Source organism: Oryzifoliimicrobium ureilyticum, assembly GCF_037199735.1.
GTDB classification, from domain to species: Bacteria; Pseudomonadota; Alphaproteobacteria; order Rhizobiales; family Rhizobiaceae; genus Rhizobium; species Rhizobium ureilyticus.
In genome coordinates this window covers 1-18,367 of record NZ_JBBBVQ010000012.1, presented here as the reverse complement: position 1 = coordinate 18,367, position 18,367 = coordinate 1, and the positions used below count along the sequence as shown (strand labels likewise).

General features: G+C 57.2%; 16 protein-coding genes. 11 read left to right on the top strand and 5 right to left on the bottom strand.

Going from position 1 to position 18,367, the window contains the following annotated elements; translation table 11 throughout:
* Window positions 1-67 precede the first annotated feature (67 nt).
* A complete protein-coding gene (locus VQ830_RS16600; RefSeq protein ID WP_337269402.1) occupies window positions 68-952 on the bottom strand; it encodes a methyltransferase domain-containing protein in 885 nt (294 codons plus the stop codon).
* 122 nt (window positions 953-1,074) lie between these two features.
* Between VQ830_RS16600 and VQ830_RS16595 the strand changes: the two genes are divergently transcribed.
* From VQ830_RS16595 to VQ830_RS16580, 4 genes are read left to right on the top strand one after another with little or no spacing between them, the layout of a single operon-like run.
* A complete protein-coding gene (locus VQ830_RS16595) occupies window positions 1,075-1,851 on the top strand; it encodes a ComF family protein (protein ID WP_337269260.1) in 777 nt (258 codons plus the stop codon).
* Window positions 1,852-1,886: 35 nt separating this feature from the next.
* Window positions 1,887-2,144 carry a glutaredoxin 3 gene (gene grxC / locus VQ830_RS16590; RefSeq protein WP_337269259.1) on the top strand — a complete coding sequence of 86 codons (258 nt, stop codon included), beginning with the start codon at window positions 1,887-1,889 and terminating at the stop codon, window positions 2,142-2,144.
* Window positions 2,145-2,153: 9 nt separating this feature from the next.
* Entirely contained in the window at window positions 2,154-3,011 is an 858-nt protein-coding gene (locus VQ830_RS16585; protein WP_337269258.1) for a carbon-nitrogen hydrolase family protein, read from the top strand.
* On the top strand, window positions 3,008-3,436 hold the full coding sequence (locus VQ830_RS16580; RefSeq protein WP_337269257.1) for a DUF1178 family protein: 429 nt from the start codon (window positions 3,008-3,010) through the stop codon (window positions 3,434-3,436). The genes VQ830_RS16585 and VQ830_RS16580 overlap by 4 nt, the downstream gene beginning before the upstream one ends.
* A 41-nt stretch (window positions 3,437-3,477) precedes the next feature.
* On the opposite strand, the gene ubiG is transcribed toward VQ830_RS16580, so the two are convergent.
* Window positions 3,478-4,245: a bifunctional 2-polyprenyl-6-hydroxyphenol methylase/3-demethylubiquinol 3-O-methyltransferase UbiG gene (gene ubiG, locus VQ830_RS16575; protein ID WP_337269256.1), complete on the bottom strand. Its 768-nt coding sequence runs from the start codon at window positions 4,243-4,245 to the stop codon at window positions 3,478-3,480.
* Between the two features lie 341 nt (window positions 4,246-4,586).
* Between ubiG and VQ830_RS16570 the strand changes: the two genes are divergently transcribed.
* The 7 genes from VQ830_RS16570 (at window position 4,587) to clpB (ending at window position 15,248) form a co-directional block, all read left to right on the top strand.
* Window positions 4,587-5,861 carry an aspartate kinase gene (locus VQ830_RS16570; RefSeq protein WP_337269255.1) on the top strand — a complete coding sequence of 425 codons (1,275 nt, stop codon included), beginning with the start codon at window positions 4,587-4,589 and terminating at the stop codon, window positions 5,859-5,861.
* 88 nt (window positions 5,862-5,949) lie between these two features.
* Window positions 5,950-8,217, top strand: coding sequence for a phosphoenolpyruvate--protein phosphotransferase (ptsP, locus tag VQ830_RS16565; protein ID WP_337269254.1), 2,268 nt, complete (start codon window positions 5,950-5,952; stop codon window positions 8,215-8,217).
* Window positions 8,218-8,353: 136 nt separating this feature from the next.
* Window positions 8,354-9,433 (top strand): peptide chain release factor 1, encoded by a 1,080-nt coding sequence (prfA, locus tag VQ830_RS16560; RefSeq protein WP_337269253.1) that lies wholly within the window; start codon window positions 8,354-8,356, stop codon window positions 9,431-9,433.
* On the top strand, window positions 9,430-10,323 hold the full coding sequence (gene prmC / locus VQ830_RS16555; protein WP_337269252.1) for a peptide chain release factor N(5)-glutamine methyltransferase: 894 nt from the start codon (window positions 9,430-9,432) through the stop codon (window positions 10,321-10,323). Before prfA ends, prmC begins: the two co-directional genes overlap by 4 nt.
* 313 nt (window positions 10,324-10,636) lie before the next feature.
* Complete coding sequence (locus VQ830_RS16550) at window positions 10,637-11,512, top strand: DUF4167 domain-containing protein (protein WP_337269251.1); 876 nt, start codon at window positions 10,637-10,639, stop codon at window positions 11,510-11,512.
* Window positions 11,513-11,593: 81 nt separating this feature from the next.
* Window positions 11,594-12,430, top strand: a complete 837-nt coding sequence (locus tag VQ830_RS16545; protein ID WP_337269250.1) for a D-alanyl-D-alanine carboxypeptidase family protein — start codon at window positions 11,594-11,596, stop codon at window positions 12,428-12,430.
* Window positions 12,431-12,644: 214 nt separating this feature from the next.
* Window positions 12,645-15,248, top strand: a complete 2,604-nt coding sequence (gene clpB / locus VQ830_RS16540; protein ID WP_337269249.1) for an ATP-dependent chaperone ClpB — start codon at window positions 12,645-12,647, stop codon at window positions 15,246-15,248.
* A gap of 156 nt (window positions 15,249-15,404) precedes the next feature.
* Here clpB and VQ830_RS16535 read toward each other — a convergent pair whose 3' ends face one another.
* The 3 genes from VQ830_RS16535 to VQ830_RS16525 form a co-directional block, all read right to left on the bottom strand.
* Window positions 15,405-15,614 carry a hypothetical protein gene (locus VQ830_RS16535; RefSeq protein WP_337269248.1) on the bottom strand — a complete coding sequence of 70 codons (210 nt, stop codon included), beginning with the start codon at window positions 15,612-15,614 and terminating at the stop codon, window positions 15,405-15,407.
* Between the two features lie 144 nt (window positions 15,615-15,758).
* Complete coding sequence (locus tag VQ830_RS16530; RefSeq protein WP_337269247.1) at window positions 15,759-17,699, bottom strand: M23 family metallopeptidase; 1,941 nt, start codon at window positions 17,697-17,699, stop codon at window positions 15,759-15,761.
* 371 nt (window positions 17,700-18,070) lie between these two features.
* On the bottom strand, window positions 18,071-18,367 hold a 297-nt coding region (locus VQ830_RS16525; protein ID WP_337269246.1), incomplete at its 5' end, for a hypothetical protein.

The window sequence follows — 18,367 nt, the reverse complement described above, 5'->3', positions numbered from 1 at the left end:
GCCCGACGAAAGCTGCCACTCACCATTCTGACCATGGTCTGCATCGTTGCGTCGATGATGTTGCGGCCTATTGCTTGAGCTTGCGCTCCTCCACCTTCAGCGCATCCGCCAATCTGGTCGTTGCCGAGCCTGGCTTCAAAGGTTTTTGCTGGCTTTCATGCGGAGCCCAGCCGGAGAGGTAGATAATCGAGAACGTCGCGCGAATGCGTCCATCCGGATCGGCGTATCGCTCCGCGTAAATCTCAGCAGCCCGCATGAAGACCGCTCGGCTCGTCGGCTTGCGGCTGCGGTCCGCAAGAGGATTTGTCATCCCCATTGAGCGCAGGTCGCGCATCAAGGCAAAGAGCGTATCGTAACGCACGGTATAGGTTTCGGCGTCGACGACGGGCAGGGCAAATCCCGCGCGCTGCAACAGCCCGCCCAGGTCTCGAACATCGGCAAAAGGAATAACACGGGGACTTGCACCGCCGGTCACTTCGATTTCAGCAGCCAAGAGCGCATCACGTAACTCCTGAAGGCTTCCGGAGCCTGGAATGGCGGCAAGGAACAATCCGTCGGGCTTCAGAGCGCGACGGATACGAACGAAGACGCCCGGCGTATCATTGGTCAAATGAAGACAGAGCGGTGCAATGACAAGATTGGCTGCTTGCGGCTCCAGAGGCACATCCTCCAGCGGTGCAATTTGCACAGTATCGCCGCGGGTAGCAAAACCACTTTCGGCTTCGATGCGGATCAATTTATCGATCTTGCCGGTAGCAAGCGCCGCTTGCCCCGCCGCACCCGTCGCGCCATGAAGTTCGACTGCGTTTTCGAAACGTCTTTCAACAATCGCGATACGATCTGCGAGTTCCTCGGCGGCAATATCGAGGAGGAAACTTGCCTTCGGATCGGCAGCAACGAGTGCCCGATGACGGTGCGCGGCAATTGCCGCCGGATCGAAAATGATGTCCATGACCGGCAGATAAGCTGCTCCGCTTTGGCCTGCAAGGGATGATGCCATGCTTATTGCATTTGATTATCCATGAAATCCTGTGCAGCTTTCCCAGGTCACACACCATGATGTAGGCTTTTGAGATGGATGAAAACCGTACCGATACTTCGTGGACATTTGCGCCATTTTGGGTGCGGCGGCCGGTGCGTGCCTTTATTGATCTCCTCTATCCGCCCGTCTGCGCAGATTGCGGCGTCACCATGGGTGGGCATGCCGGCCTCTGTCCAGCTTGCTGGGGTGCGGTCCGGTTTATCGAGCGGCCGTTCTGCGAGATTTTGGGCGAGCCGTTCTCTCACGATCTCGGCAGTGGCATCGTCAGTGCTGCGGCGATTGCCAATCCGCCGCCCTTCGATCGTCTACGCTCAGCCGTCATTCACGATAAAGCCGGGCGTGCGTTGGTGCATGCGCTCAAATATCGTGACCGAACCGATCTTGCTCCCATGATGGCTCGGTGGATGATGCGTGCAGCCGATGGAACGACCCAGGACTGCGACGTGATCGTTCCGGTTCCGCTTCACCGAACGCGGCTTTTCACTCGCAAATTTAACCAGGCAGCCGAGCTTGCGCGCCATGTCTCGCACCTGTCTGGAAAGCCGCTCTTGCCGGATACGCTAATCCGCATCAAGCGGACCGCACGCCAGGTGGGCCTCGGCGCAAAGGCGCGCGAGGACAATGTACGCGGCGCTTTTGCCGTCCGATCCGAATTTCAGAACGAGATCTTTGGGCGTAAGGTTCTCTTGATTGACGATGTCTACACCACGGGCGCAACAACTGCAGCGGCTGCCCGCGCTCTTCGCAAGTCTGGTGCTGCCCATATCGGCGTTTTGACCTTTGCAAGGGCAGTCGCGCAAACTATATGAACAAAAAGCGACAGCGATCTTTGCGGAGATTTTTCATGGTTCCGGTTACGATTTATACGCGGCAAGGCTGCGGCTACTGCAGCCGTGCGAAAGAACTGCTGCAAAACAAGGGCATCGACTTCGTCGAACACGACGCAAGCTTTTCTCCCGATCTTCGCAAAGAGATGATTGCCAAGGCCAATGGCCGCAATACCTTCCCGCAGATCTTCATCGGTGAGGTCCATGTCGGCGGGTGTGACGACCTTTATGCGCTCGAGCGTGCCGGCAAGCTTGATCCGCTTCTGGCGGCCTGAGGCAAAACAATGAGTTTTAAGGCTGCCGCCATTCAGATGTGCTCTGGGACCGACCCGGCGAAGAATGCCGCTACCATGGCGCAGCTCGTGCGTGAGGCAGCGGCAGCCGGGGCAGTCTACGTCCAAACGCCGGAAATGACGGGGCTCTTGCAGCGCGATCGTGCTGCGGCCAAAGCCGTCATTACCGATGAAGGCGCCGATCTCATTGTTCAGTCGGCCCGAGCTCTTGCGCAGGAACTCGGCATTTATCTGCACATCGGGTCCACTCCCATTCTTTTGGATGAGGGGCGGATGGCCAATCGCGGCTTTTTGTTTGCACCGGATGGTGCGATCCTCGCCCGCTATGACAAGATCCATATGTTCGATGTCGATCTTGACAATGGCGAAAGCTGGCGCGAAAGCGCCGCCTACCGGCCAGGGTCGGAAGCGCACGTCCTATCGCTACCCTTTGCCGATCTCGGCTTTGCTATCTGCTACGACGTTCGCTTTCCCCAACTCTTTCGGGCTCAGGCAATGGCTGGCGCCGAGGTCATGAGCGTTCCGGCTGCCTTTACGCGCCAGACGGGTGAGGCACATTGGGAGATCTTGCTGAGGGCGCGCGCCATTGAAAATGGCATTTTTGTCATTGCGGCCGCTCAGGGCGGTCTACATGAGGACGGCCGAGAAACCTTCGGCCATTCGATGATCGTGGACCCTTGGGGCAAAATCCTGGCAGAAGCTGATGGATCGGCTGCGTGCGTCATTTCGGCTGAGATTGACCGACAGGCCGCCGCCTCTGCTCGTCAAAAAATTCCCAATTTAAAAAATGGCCGAGACTTTACCGTGGAGAAGCTCGTCATGGATCCGCTCGGAGGCGTCGTCGCTTGATCCGATATTCGCTTCGCTGTGAAAATGCTCATGAATTCGAAGGCTGGTTTTCCGAAAGTGCCGATTTCGATCGACAAGTTGCGTCCGGTTTCCTGACTTGTCCGACTTGCAATTCCGCCACGGTCACGAAAGTCCTGATGGCTCCCTCTGTTTCGACGGCGCGCAAGAAGGACGAAGTGCAAACGCTGGCAATGGACAAGGCACGGCGCGAGGCAATCACCAAGCTGAAGGAAGCGGTCGCCGCTGTGCGAGCAAATTCTGAGGATGTTGGCGAGAAATTTCCGGAAGAGGCGCGCAAGATCCACTATGGCGAGGCAGATGCACGCGGGATCATTGGCCAGGCAAGCCTTGATGAAGCCCGCTCACTCATCGAGGAAGGCATTGAGATTGCACCTCTGCCGGTCTTGCCGGACGACGTAAACTAGAACGCCGTCCGCTCTTGCGGTAGCGGATCAGCCTGCCTTGCTCAGGCAGGGTTCGATGTCTGCTCTGCCGGGCGCTTGGCCAGCAGCATGTAGTTGACGTCCATGTCTTTCGACAGGCGCCACTGATTGGCGACCGGATGGAAAAACACGCCAGTTCTTTCGGTGATCAACAGGCCGTTGGCGGCCAGGGGGCGTTCGACTTCTTCCGGACGCACCAGCTTTTCATATTGATGCGTTCCGCGCGGCAGCCAGCGCAGGACGTTTTCCGCCGCGAAGATGGCAAGCGCGCGTGCTTTCATCGTGCGATTGATGGTGGCGATGAACATGATGCCGCCGGGTCTTACCATCTTTGCGCAGGTGCTGAGGAAAAGGTTCACATCAGAGACGTGTTCGACAACTTCCATGTTGAGGATGATATCGAAGGTCTCGCCGGCGGCTGCCAGTTGCTCGGCGGTCACGGCGCGATAATCAACGGAAACGCCCGACGCGCGGGCGTGCGTGGTGGCGATGCCGACATTCTTCTCGGACGGATCTGCGCCGACGACATCGGCTCCCATACGGGCAAGCGGCTCTGACAGCAGACCACCTCCGCACCCAATATCCAGTACGCGCAAACCTGCAAGCGGTTTTGCGTCGCGCTGATCGCGGCCGAAATTGGCGGATGCTTTTTCCCTGATGTAGGCAAGGCGGACCGGATTGAATTTGTGCAATGGGCGGAACTTGCCTGCCGGGTTCCACCACTCTGCAGCCAGTGCGGAAAAACGATCCACTTCGCTTTGATCGATCGTGGTCTTTGCCGCTTCGCTCATCGCCTGTCTCCTTCATCCGCGGTGCCGATGCCCTGGGGCCCGTCTTCATTCGTCATGTCGTGCGGATGAAGTCGGACGAAGCCCCCCGGAAGTCAAGGGGCGGGTGGCCATAAGTCGCAATGGCTTGCCGAGATGCACCCTGAAATGGAGGTGTCGCATTCCTTCCGAGCGACCTTGCCACCTCATCACAAAGCCGCTAAGAGACGCCGCAACTTGGAGCCCTTGTTCATCAGGCTTTTTAGAGCGTTTCCAGACTGTGTTCCGGCCGCTCTTGGCAGGCTGTAGGGGGTATGGAATGCCGGCTCGCTCCAGCGGGCAGGCGGCAGTCGTGGTAGAGGCATATGGCACGCATCGTCATGAAATTCGGTGGGACATCCGTCGCCGACCTGGAACGCATCAAAAATGTCGCCCGCCATGTCAAACGTGAAGTCGATGCCGGTCATGAGGTTGCCGTCGTCGTTTCCGCAATGTCCGGCAAGACCAACGAACTCGTCGGATGGGTACAGGGCACGCCGAAGGTCGTCGGCGCCATCTCTCCTTTTTACGATGCACGCGAATATGATGCAGTCGTTGCCTCAGGCGAACAGGTAACGTCCGGTCTTCTGGCAATTGCGCTGCAGGCAATGGATATCAATGCGCGCTCCTGGCAGGGTTGGCAAATTCCCATCCGAACCGACAATGCTCATGGTGCGGCGCGGATCATGGAAATTGACGGCAGCGACATCGTCAGACGCATGGGCGAAGGGCAGGTTGCCGTCATCGCTGGTTTTCAGGGAATTGGACCCGATAATCGCATCTCCACGCTTGGCCGCGGTGGCTCCGATACGTCGGCCGTCGCCGTTGCCGCCGCACTCAAGGCTGACCGCTGCGATATCTATACCGATGTGGACGGCGTCTATACGACAGACCCGCGTATAGAGCCTAAGGCGCGCAGGCTGAAGAAGATCGCTTTCGAGGAAATGCTCGAGATGGCCTCGCTGGGCGCAAAGGTCTTGCAAGTGCGCTCGGTCGAGCTTGCCATGGTGCACAAGGTCAGGACCTTTGTGCGCTCGTCGTTTGAGGATCCCGATGCTCCGGGCATGGGCGATTTGCACAACCCGCCCGGAACGCTGATTTGTGACGAGGATGAAATCGTGGAACAGGAAGTAGTCACCGGCATCGCCTATGCCAAGGATGAGGCACAGATCTCGCTGCGTCGTCTTGCCGACCGGCCGGGTGTTTCGGCGGCGATCTTCGGCCCGCTTGCGGAAAATCACATCAATGTCGATATGATCGTTCAGAATATTTCTGAAGACGGGTCGAAAACCGACATGACGTTCACGGTACCTTCCGGCGATGTGGAAAAGGCTCTGAAGGTCCTTGGCGACAACAAGGAAAAGATTGGCTTCGATGTCATCCAGAGCGAGTCCGGTCTTGCCAAGGTCTCGGTTATCGGCATCGGCATGCGCAGCCACACTGGTGTTGCAGCCAGCGTGTTCCGCACGCTTGCCGACAAGGGTATCAACATCAAGGCGATCACCACGTCCGAGATCAAGATTTCCATCCTGATCGACGGTCCGTATGCAGAACTGGCTGTCAGGTCTTTGCATTCCTGCTACGGTCTGGATAAGAATTGATTCCACGCCTGCGGCCTCGTCTTCCGATCTTTGAAAGATAAAGGCGGACCGCGGGGGTCCGAGCCTTTGTTTTGGAGCCTGAGACGCCATGAGAGACCAGTCCGGGGGTCCGCGCGTATTGCTGAGGCGGTTGCGCGAATTGATGGCGGAGCCGCTGGAACCGCAGGAGCGGCTCGACCGCATCGTGCGCCAAATCGCCAGCAATATGGTGGCGGAGGTTTGCTCCGTCTACGTGCTGCGCGCCGATGGTGTGCTTGAGCTTTACGCGACAGAGGGCCTGAATAAAGAGGCGGTGCACCTTTCCCAGTTGAAGATGGGGCAGGGCCTGGTCGGGACCATCGCGGCCTCTGCTCAGCCCCTCAACCTGTCGGACGCCCAATCCCACCCGGCTTTCCGCTATCTCCCGGAGACCGGCGAAGAGATCTACCATTCCTTCCTTGGCGTCCCGATCCTGCGTGGCGGTCGCTCGCTCGGCGTTCTTGTCGTTCAGAACAAGGCGAGTCGCAACTACCGCGATGACGAGCTCGAAGCGTTGGAAACGACGGCGATGGTTATCGCCGAAATGATCGCTACCGGCGATCTTAAGAAGATCACCAAGCCCGGCCTCGAGCTCGATCTCACGCGTTCGATCACCATTGATGGCGACAGCTACAATGACGGAATTGGTCTCGGCTATGTCGTGCTGCATGAGCCGCGCATCGTTGTGACAAATCTCTTGAACGACGATGCGGAAAAGGAAATTCGCCGGCTTGCCGAAGCCTTGGGAAGCTTGCGCATCTCCATTGATGACATGCTGTCGCGCCGTGAAGTTTCGATGGAGGGCGAGCATCGTGAGGTTCTGGAAACCTACCGCATGTTCGCGCATGACCAAGGGTGGGTGCGCAAGCTGGAAGAGGCGATACGCAACGGTCTGACGGCAGAAGCTGCAGTCGAAAAGGTCCAGAGCGACACCAAGGCGCGCATGATAAGGCTCACGGATCCTTATCTGCGCGAGCGGATGCACGATTTCGAGGATCTTGCCAATCGCTTGTTGCGGATGCTGACCGGTTATACCGGCCGCACGCTGGCAGAAGGTTTGCCGGCGGATGCGATCATCTTCGCGCGCGCCATGGGCGCGGCAGAGCTTTTGGACTATCCGCGCACCAATGTTAGAGGCCTTGTTCTCGAAGAAGGGGCAGTCACAAGCCACGTGGTGATCGTGGCAAGGGCCATGGGCATTCCCGTTGTCGGCCAGGCAGCCGGGGTTGTCGCCTTGGCGGAAAATGGCGATGCGGTGATCGTCGATGGTGAGGAAGGGCATATTCATCTTCGTCCGCTCAGCGACCTGCAGCGCGCCTATGAGGAAAAGGTGCGCTTTCGCGCCCGCCGTCAGGAGCAGTTTCGCGCTCTTCGGGCTGTCGAGCCAGTGACCAAAGACGGCCAGCGCATTCACCTTCTCATGAATGCCGGTCTTCTTGTTGATTTGCCGCAACTGTCGGAATCAGGTGCTGAGGGCATCGGGCTTTTCCGCACCGAGCTGCAGTTCATGATTGCCTCCACTATGCCGAAGGCCGACGAGCAGGAAAGCTTTTATCGCAGCGTCATCAAGCAGTCTGGTTCGCGGCCGGTGACGTTCCGCACGCTCGATATCGGCGGTGATAAGGTCGTTCCCTATTTCCGTGGGCATGAAGAGGAAAATCCTGCGCTCGGCTGGCGCGCCATTCGCCTGTCGCTGGACCGCCCCGGTCTGTTGCGCACGCAGCTTCGTGCCATGTTGCGAGCGGCAGCAGACCGCGAGTTGAAGCTTATGGTGCCAATGGTCACCGAAGTGCAGGAAATCGTCAGGGTGCGGGATATCCTGCGTAAAGAAGTGCAGCATTTGTCGCGCTTCGGTCATGGCTTGCCGCGCAAGCTTCAGGTTGGCGCGATGCTGGAAGTTCCGGCCCTTCTATGGCAGCTTGACGAGTTGATGGAGGCGGTGGATTTCGTGTCGGTCGGCTCGAACGATCTTTTCCAGTTTGCGATGGCCGTCGACCGTGGCAATGCACGTGTCTCGGATCGATTCGATCCGCTTGGCAGGTCTTTCCTTCGCATTCTGCGCGATATCGTCAGGGCAGGCCAGCGCACCGGCACACCGCTGACACTTTGCGGTGAACTCGCCGGAAAGCCTTTGTCGGCGATGGCCTTGCTTGGCCTTGGGTTCCGGTCGATTTCCATGTCGCCTGCTTCCATAGGTCCGGTCAAAGCTATGCTGCTTGCACTCGATGTCGGAGCGCTCTCGAAGGTGATGGAAGACGCTCTGAACGACACGCAAGCTGTGGAGCCGATGCGCCATCTCCTTGAGCATTTTGCCCATAGTCACAATATTCCTCTCTAAGCGGCAGCTGATTTCTTTGGATAAGTTGCCATATGTCTTGCAAAGTTGCGCATCCTGACATGGGTTCTGCATCCTCCTAACGAGACACGACCGCTGCAGGGCGGATGATACGAATAAGAAAAAAGCGGGGTGAAGGGTGGCGAAGCTTCCCGTTGAAAAAATGCGTGAGCTCGAGCGTCGTTTTGCCGAGATCGAAGCGCGAATGTCTGCCGGACCGGCAGCCGATGTGTATGTTAAGCTTGCCGCCGAATATTCGGAACTGCAGCCGGTGGTCGCGAAAATCCGCGCCTATGAAAAGGTCTTGGCGGAGCGCGGCGATCTTGAGGTCATGTTGGAGGATCGCGGTGTGGATCGCGAAATGCGCGATCTCGCCGAAATGGAACTGCCTGACGTCAAGGCGCGCATCGAGGAACTGGAGCATGAGATCCAGCTTGCCCTGTTGCCAAAGGATGCGGCCGACGAAAAAAGCGCTATTTTAGAAATTCGCGCTGGAACGGGCGGGAACGAAGCTGCGCTTTTCGCCGGCGATCTCTTCCGAATGTATGAGCGCTACGCGGCTGCCAATGGCTGGAAGGTCGAACTTCTGTCAGCCAGCGAAGGCGAAGCAGGTGGATATAAGGAAATCATCGCCTCAATCAGCGGACGCGGCGTCTTTGCCAAGTTGAAATTCGAATCCGGCGTGCACCGGGTGCAACGTGTACCGGAAACAGAATCTGGCGGACGCATTCACACTTCCGCAGCAACGGTCGCTGTTTTGCCCGAGGCGGAAGATATCGATATAGAGATCAAGCCGGAGGATATTCGTATCGATACGATGCGGTCCTCAGGTGCGGGCGGACAGCACGTCAACACGACCGACTCCGCCGTTCGCATCACCCATTTGCCGACAGGCATCGTTGTCACGAGTTCGGAAAAGTCACAGCACCAGAACCGCGCCAAGGCGATGGCCGTCCTGCGCTCGCGTCTCTACGACGCGGAGCGCCAGCGCATCGATAGCGAGCGGTCGGCCGATCGCCGCAGCCAGGTTGGTTCAGGCGATCGCTCGGAGCGGATCAGGACCTATAACTTTCCGCAGGGCCGCGTGACCGACCACCGCATCAATCTCACGCTCTACAAGCTCGATCGGATGATCGAAGGCGAGATGGACGAGGTCGTTAATGCGCTGATTGCCGATTACCAGGCGAGCCAGCTTGCCAGCCTCGGTTCTGACGCGTGAGCGTTCAGACACATACGATTGGATCCTGTCTTGCTGAAGCTAGGCAAAAGCTGGCTCATGGCGGCATCGATCACGCTGCTTTGGATGCGCGTCTTCTCATTGCCGGGTTGCTTGGACTGTCCGCCACCGAAATGCTGACCCATGAAGGGGCGGCAGTGTCCAGCGATGATGAAGCGCGAATCGCCGCTGCGCTGGAGCGCAGGCTTTTGCGCGAGCCGGTTCACCGCATTCTTGGTGCGCGTGAATTTTACGGTTTGAACCTTTCACTCTCCGCCGCAACACTCGAACCACGCGCCGATACGGAAATCTTAGTCGAAACTGTGCTTGCGCACCTGCGCGACCTTGTAAGTCCGGCTAGTCCTCTCCATATCCTGGACATGGGCGCTGGAACTGGTGCCATCGGGCTTGCTCTCTTGAGCGCTTTGCCCAATGCGACTGTGGTCGGCAGCGATATTTCCGAGGATGCACTTAAAACCGCGCGGGCGAATGCTGAGACCAACGGTCTTGCCGATCGTTTTCATACGCAATGCGCGAATTGGTTTGACGGTATTGAAGGGCACTTCGACGCGATTGTCTCAAATCCGCCCTATATCGCTTCCAGGGTCGTTGACGATCTCGAGCCGGAAGTGCGGTGTTATGATCCGCGAGCTGCGCTCGATGGCGGGCAGGATGGGCTCGATGCCTATAGAGAGATTGCCGCTGGCGCAGCAAGCTTCGTGCAGCCTCGAGGCCTTATAGGACTTGAAATCGGTTACGATCAGAAAGATGCAGTAACACAAATCTTTTCCGATCAAGGTTTTATGCTTTTGCAGGCAGCGAAAGACTATGGCGGCCGCGATAGAGTGTTGATCTTCACAACGAGTTCAGAACCCGTTTCGGCATCAAAATAGGACTTTTTGCGATTGCGAAGAAAAGGCTTGGATTTCCGTGGGAAGCAATATAGGTTGCCGTCACGCATCGGGCGGCTGGGAGGAAACGGAGATTCGTTTTCTACTTGCTTGACCTCGGGGGCTAACTCTTCTGGAGAGTTAAAAAGGTTGAAAACAACCTGATGCGTGCATTCAGTCAAAGTGACTTGAGATCAAGCGGCAGGTCGGCGCGAAGGCGCAGTATGCTTGCGACAGGAACGACCGGAGGCATTTGGGCCGCCGGGGCGGTCTTTAAAATAAACTCCATCACGAACAGAAAATTGGTGAACGATCTATGAGGCCAGGACAGCAGAACAAGCGCGGTCGAGGGCGTGGTAACAATAATAACGGCGGAAATAACAATAATAACTTTAACCGCAAGGGCGGTAATCCGCTGACCCGGACCTACGACAGCTCCGGCCCCGACGTGAAGATTCGCGGTACTGCGCAGCATATTGCCGAAAAATATGCCCAGTTAGCGCGCGATGCGCAAAGCTCAGGCGATCGGGTCATTGCGGAAAATTATTTACAGCACGCTGAACACTATAATCGCATCATTGCAAGCGCCCAGGCGCAGATGCAGGAACGCTTCCAACGGGAAGAGCGCTCCGATTATCAGGATCGTGAAAACATCGACCGCGATGGTGACGATCTCGATGCGGGCGATCTCGATGACGTCGTCGTCGTTCAGCCGCCGCGCCACCAATACAACGGCAATGGGCAGCATCAGCCGCGCCGCGATGAAAATCGTGGGCAACAGGACCATCAGCCGCGCCGCCAGCAGGAAGAGCAGCCTCGTCAGGTTGCTGCCCCTGCCGTAGCACCACAGGCTGAAGAGGAGGCTGCCGAACAGCCGCCGGTCGTTGCTGAACGCGCGCCACGCCAGTCCAGCAGCGAGCGTCCTGCCCGCACACGCCGCAACGAAAATCGTCCAGCGCCCGCTCCCAAGGAAGAGGCGCCAGCCGCTGTGGCATCGAGCGTTGATGGCAGCGGCCCCCAACCTGATATTGCGGGCATCCCAGCGGAAGTCGTCATGGAAGATCAGGCTGGCGAACAGCCGCGCGAGCGTCAGACGCGCCGCCGCTCGACGGGTCCGCGCCAGCGTCGTCCCCGCCGGAGCGAAGAAGGTGAGGCGTCCGAACCGGCGCTTGCCGACGTCGCTTCTGAATAAGCTTAGTCACGAAACCGGCTGCATCATTTTCTGAGGCAGCCGGTTTTTTTTATCGATTTGCATCTTCGTCCAGGAATTTCCATGACAGTTTTTTCGAAAGCCCTCCCTCGCGTTTGCGTGATGCTGGGGATTTTCATGGCTGCTGTATCCTCTGCCTTTGCGAGTGAAGCACATATCGTCGTTAATGCAGCAACGGGTGAAGTCCTGGAAGCTTCCGACGCTGATACGCTGCATTACCCCGCCTCGCTCACAAAGATGATGACGCTTTATCTTGCATTTTCGGCGCTGAAGGATGGCAAGCTCAATTGGAATGACCGGCTGCCGATATCGGCCAATGCGGATGGCAAAGAGCCATTCAAGCTTGGTGTCGGTGTTGGTAAAGAGGTAACGGTGCGCGAGGCAGTCGAAGGCATGGTGGTGCTTTCTGCAAACGATGCGGCGGCTGCCATTGCCGAAAAGCTGGGCGGCAGCGAGCCGGCATTTGGCGATCTGATGACGGCGCAAGCGCGTCGGCTCGGCATGACGAGCACAGTCTTTCGCAATGCGACAGGACTTCCCGATCCAGCGCAGGTCACGACAGCACGTGACATGGCGCGTCTTGGTATTGCGCTCGCCCGGGATTTTCCCACGGAGTTCAAGATGTTTTCGATGCGCTATATTACGTTTCGCGGCATGAAATTGCGAGGGCACAACCGTCTGGTGCGAAGCTATGAAGGCGTCGACGGCATCAAGACCGGTTATACCAAGGCTGCCGGCTACAATCTCGTGACCTCTGTCAATCGTGGCGGAACACGCCTTGTTGCCGCTGTGCTCGGAGGCAAAAGCGCCCAGCAGCGTGACGATGAAATGGCAAGCCTTCTTACCCGCTTTCTGCCTGCGGCAAATTCCGGAATCGCGACCGCTGCGGGCGCCCATTAACCGTCAGCGGTTGATTTTGATGTGAGACAACGGCGGCTTTTCGAAGCTGCCGTTTTTCATATGAGATCCTCTTTAAACGACTTCGATTTTCCCCCATATCTTAATCGAAATATGGATAGGCACCTGCCGATCCATGCGGCCTGCCTCGAAGAGGGGGCTGATCCCAATCATCGTTCTGTGCCTTGACGGGCAGGGCGATCAAGGAGGTTAAGATATGAATATCGAAAAGTATTCCGAAAGAGTGAGGGGCTTCGTTCAATCGGCCCAAACCTACGCACTCGCTCAGGGTCATCAGCAATTTACGCCAGAACATGTGCTGAAGGTCCTGCTTGACGACGAGCAGGGCATGGCAGCCTCTCTCATCGAACGCGCCGGCGGTGATGCTAAGGCTGCGCGTCTGGCTAATGATGCAGCCCTTGCCAAACTGCCAAAGGTGTCCGGTGGCAATGGTCAGATCTATCTGGCACAGCCTTTGGCGAAGGTTTTCTCGACTGCCGAGGAAGCGGCAAAGAAGGCAGGCGATAGTTTTGTCACTGTGGAACGCCTGCTGCAGGCACTGGCGATCGAGACGACGGCTGCGACCGCGTCGATTTTGAAGAATGCGGGCGTCACGCCGCAGGCTCTCAACCAGGTCATCAATGACATCAGGAAGGGCCGCACGGCTGACTCGGCAAATGCCGAGCAAGGCTTTGATTCGTTGAAGAAATTTGCGCGCGATCTGACCGCGGAGGCACGCGAGGGCAAACTCGATCCGGTTATTGGCCGTGACGATGAAATTCGCCGCACCATCCAGGTTCTGTCGCGCCGCACCAAGAACAACCCTGTCCTCATCGGTGAGCCCGGCGTTGGTAAGACTGCGATCGTCGAAGGTCTCGCGCTGCGCATCGTCAACGGCGACGTGCCTGAATCGCTCAAGGACAAGAAGTTGATGGCGCTCGACATGGGCGCGCTGATTGCGGGTGCGAAATATCGCGGTGAATTCGAGGAGCGGCTCAAGGCTGTCCTGAACGAAGTGCAGTCGGAGAACGGCGAGATCATCCTTTTCATCGACGAAATGCACACGCTTGTTGGTGCCGGCAAGGCCGATGGCGCTATGGATGCATCAAACCTTCTGAAGCCTGCTTTGGCACGTGGTGAATTGCACTGTGTCGGCGCAACCACGCTGGATGAGTACCGCAAGCACGTCGAGAAAGATCCGGCTTTGGCCCGGCGTTTTCAGCCTGTGGTCGTTGATGAGCCGACCGTCGAAGATACGATCTCAATCCTGCGCGGGCTGAAGGAGAAGTACGAGCAGCATCATAAGGTTCGCATCGCCGACTCGGCGCTTGTTGCCGCCGCGACGTTATCGAACCGCTATATTACAGACCGTTTCTTGCCCGATAAGGCGATCGATCTCGTTGACGAAGCTGCGGCTCGTCTTCGTATGCAGGTGGATTCCAAGCCGGAAGAACTCGACGAACTTGATCGTCGCATCATCCAGCTGAAGATCGAGCGTGAGGCCTTGAAGAAGGAAACCGATCAGGCGTCCAGCGACCGCTTGAAAAAGCTGGAAAGCGATCTGGCGGGTCTCGAAGAACAGGCCGATGCCCTGACGGCGCGCTGGCAGTCCGAAAAACAGAAGCTCGGTCTGGCCGCCGACCTCAAAAAGCAGCTCGACGAAGCTCGTAACGAACTGGCTATCGCCCAGCGCAAGGGAGAATTCCAGCGGGCTGGCGAGCTGACTTACGGCGTCATTCCTGCGCTTGAAAAGCAGCTTGTCGAGGCTGAAAAGCAGGATGGCGATCGCAGCGCCATGGTGCAGGAAGTCGTGCATGCGGATAACATTGCCCATGTTGTCTCGCGTTGGACGGGGATACCCGTCGATCGGATGCTGGAAGGCGAGCGGGACAAGCTGCTTCGGATGGAAGATGAACTGGCGAAGTCCGTTGTCGGTCAGGGTGATGCCGTTCAGGCCGTATCACGTGCAGTCCGCCGCTCTCGTGCGGGGCTTCAGGATCCAAACCGGCCTATCGGTTCGTTCATCTTCCTCGGCCCGACCGGCGTCGGCAAAACGGAACTGACCAAGGCCTTGGCTCGCTTCCTGTTCGATGACGAGACGGCGATGGTGCGTATGGATATGTCGGAATATATGGAGAAGCACTCCGTTGCCCGGCTGATCGGGGCGCCTCCCGGCTATGTCGGCTATGAGGAAGGCGGTTCGCTGACCGAAGCGGTTCGTCGTCGGCCGTACCAGGTGATCCTGTTCGATGAGATCGAAAAGGCGCATCCGGACGTGTTCAATGTTCTGCTTCAGGTGCTGGATGACGGCCGGTTGACGGATGGACAAGGGCGTACTGTGGATTTCCGCAACACCATGATCATCATGACGTCCAACCTCGGCGCGGAATATCTTTCGCAGCTTGGTGATGGTGAGGATAGCGATAAGGTTCGCGATCAGGTCATGGAAGTGGTTCGCTCCCATTTCCGGCCAGAGTTCTTGAACCGTATCGACGAAATCATTCTCTTCCATCGCTTGCGGCGGGAGGAAATGGGCTCCATCGTCGATATCCAGTTGCGGCGGCTTCTCGAGCTCCTGGCGGATCGCAAGATCACGCTTGAGTTGGATGATGATGCGCGCGCCTGGCTCGCCAACAAGGGTTATGACCCGATCTATGGTGCAAGGCCGCTGAAGCGTGTGATCCAGAAGTTCGTGCAGGACCCGCTGGCCGAGCAAATCCTCGGCGGGGAAATTGCCGACGGCTCTCTGGTCAAGGCAACGAGTGGAAGTGATCGCTTGCTATTCCGCAGTCGGCCTTCTTCCGTCAGCGTCGCGGCGTAACAAGAGCTGAGCGGGTTTCGGCCCGCTTACTTTTTGCGTTCGAGATACTTTGTTCTGCTGCCGGATCGATTGTCCGGCGCAGGCATTTACGCTTGAAATGATGAACGCGAACAAAGGTAGCTAAGTGCATTGCATGCAGCTAGGTCGCGTTGCTTGTTAGTGGCTTTCGCTCGATATTTCGAGCTTAGGACCGGACGCCGCCTCCATAAGAGAGCGCACAATCGCATTGCGCAGCAAATACGCATTCGATTGCGTGCGCTTCTTATCCAAAGCCTGAGCGGCATCCATCAGAAGATAACCTTCTTTATGGAGAATCTCCTGCGCCCTGCATAGCGCCCAGCGTTCAATTGCCTCACTCGATTCCATTCCGCCTCGCCAAATCATTTAGCAATCGATGTCGAATCACTTGGTACGATCTTAACGAAGATTTCACGAATATGAGGCTTGCAAAAAATAACCCGTAGTTTTTGGGGTATTTTAGACGTTATACGCGCTTTTTGCGGAATTTATCTACTTGCTGGCGACTTGATCGGCTTCGGCGGTGCCTAACAATGTGTCGATGCGCTTGCGCTCGGTCTCGAACTTGGCGAGCGCATCGCCGGTCAAGGACTTGCCGCCGGGCAGGCGAATGCGAAGCGGGTCGACGCGTGTACCGTTGACCAGAAGTTCGTAATGCAGATGCGGACCAGTCGATTCACCTGTCGTGCCGACCCAGCCGATTACTTGGCCCTGTCGTATTTTCGCGCCGGGAACAACACCCTTCGCAATGGCGCTTTGATGGTTATAAGAGGATTCATAGCCGTTAGCGTGACGAATGATCGTCTGGTTACCGTAACCGCCGGAATCCCAGCCTGCTTTTTCGACAACGCCGTTGCCGGCTGCGATGATAGCCGAGCCGCGCGGCGCTGCCCAGTCGACGCCTGTATGCATGCGCGCAAAACCGAGGATAGGGTGACGGCGCATACCGAAGCCGGATTTGAAGACACCGTTGGGAAGCGGGTTGCGCAACAGGAATTGTCGGATGCTTTTTCCGTCCGGGTCGAAGTAGTCGATGGAACCGTCGTCGGGATCCTGATAGCGGTAAAAGCGCGTTACCGTATCGCCGAACCGTGCATTGACGTAAAGAAGCTCGGAATCTTCACTTGCTCTGCCGCTTGCATCCGCCACCGAGAAGAAGGCTTCGAGATAATCAGTGGGCCGCAATTGCGATTGGAAATCGACGTTGCTGGCCAGAAGCTTGATGATCAGCGCCGTCATATCCTTGGTCATGCCGTAGGAAAGAGCTGCGCGATAAATGCCATCGTAAACACGTGGCAGGTTTTGGTTCGCCGGTGTCGATTGGGAGGTATCGTCGAAGGCCGTGTTGATCGCGTCAAGACGCGGTGGTTCCTGCGCAGAGACGAACTTGCCCGTGTCATCGATCGCGATCGTTCCCACATGGCGCGCATCGCGGTAGACGCTGGCGCGCATGATTTTCGCCTGCTCGCCACGCTGGAGAATGCCCATGCGCAGGACATCGCCCTTCTGCACATTTTCGGTGCCGAGGATCTGGGACAGGTAATTTGACATGCCGCGTGCCTGTGGCTCCGGATAACCGGCATCCATCATCGCTTTGACGATGGTTGTATCTTCGTGAACCGGCACGATGTCATCGGCAAATTCTTCCGACTGCGGCGATGTCGCTTCGGGGGCGGATACCGTCATGTTCTGTTCGAGAACGCGCGCCGTCAGGCCTGCTGTCAGGTCGACATCGGTATCATTGTTTGAGAAGCGCTCAGGGTCCACATAATAGAGCGCGGCCACCTGCTTTGTGCCATCGGTCAGAACGGAGCCGTTGGAACGAACATTTTCCTCGACCTCGTCGAGCGTCATTCCGGCCGCAACTTTCAAATTGGTTTTCGTCGTTGGATAAGGAACCGTCTTGAGACTGACTTCGGATTCCACATCAGAGCCGTAGATCGTTCCGGTACGTGCCGCAGGAGCGGGCTGCGGCTCGTCGGCTGAGAAAATCGCGAGCGGATCGAAATCGGGATAATCTTCCGTACTGATGTGATTGGCGGCCAGCATCATTTTCACATGCGCAAAGGGTTGGCGCCGGACAATCTCTTTGTCGCCTTCGTGAACGACCGTCGAAACGTCCATGATCTTGCGATCAGACGGCCGTGCAGCAATTGCCGCCGACACAAGACGACCGCCGCGAACGACGCTGGTATTGTCACTGTGTGGCAGGGAGATATTGGCATAGGCCTCAGCGGGAATGGCAAGTTGCTGGCGCCCGTCTAGGGCAGCAAACAGAGCAACGCCCATCAACACGCTTGAGGTAATGCCGGTCAGAAATGTTCCGCAGAGCCAGCGAAGCGAGACTTCACGGCGATCCGGTGCTCGCCTGCCATCGGCAAGAAGCGGCGGCTCGTTGCCGAGCGAGCGGATCATCATCTTCTCCGTTGTCATCGCTTCACTTCATACGCCTCGTTGGATCCCGCCTTATTATGCTGGCAGGCCGCAAAGATGTGCATCTTTTGGCCCGGCAAGTCAAATAGGTCGCCGTCTTTGTCCATAGCATTGCCAACTTTCGCGGGCCGTTCGTCCTGTAACCACTGGAATGTGAAGAAGTCAGGGCGGGCATAAGCCTATTCGCTTTTCGTGCACAGTTGTGCACTCGCCGGCTCACTGACGAGTATCGAGACAGTTGGTGGAGTCTCCATGGAGGGGGAGAGGGGAGAAGCGTGTGCGAGGGTTTTGCAGTATACGGCTTTATTACTGGACAGGCGCTTAGTACCTTCCTCATCGCGGCCCCGAAACGGCCAGTCCCGAGCGTAGATTTAGAGACTTCGGCGATAATTCTGATATATATCTTTTATAATCAATGACTTGTGAGAAAATTGATTTTGTTCTGTCTTGGACTGTTGACTGATGAGCTGTGGGGGGTCTATAAGCCCGCTCACTGACGAGGGCGGCGGGCGCTGCAAGCGGTTGTTGCCTTTGTTTCTGGTTTCCTTTGATTGGCTGGATTGCTGATTGTGCGGGTTTTGGCTTTTGAGCTGGGACTTGTTGGAGACGGATTGACTGGGATTACTGGTCTGTTTTTTGACAATTGAAGATGAGAAGAAAGAGAAACG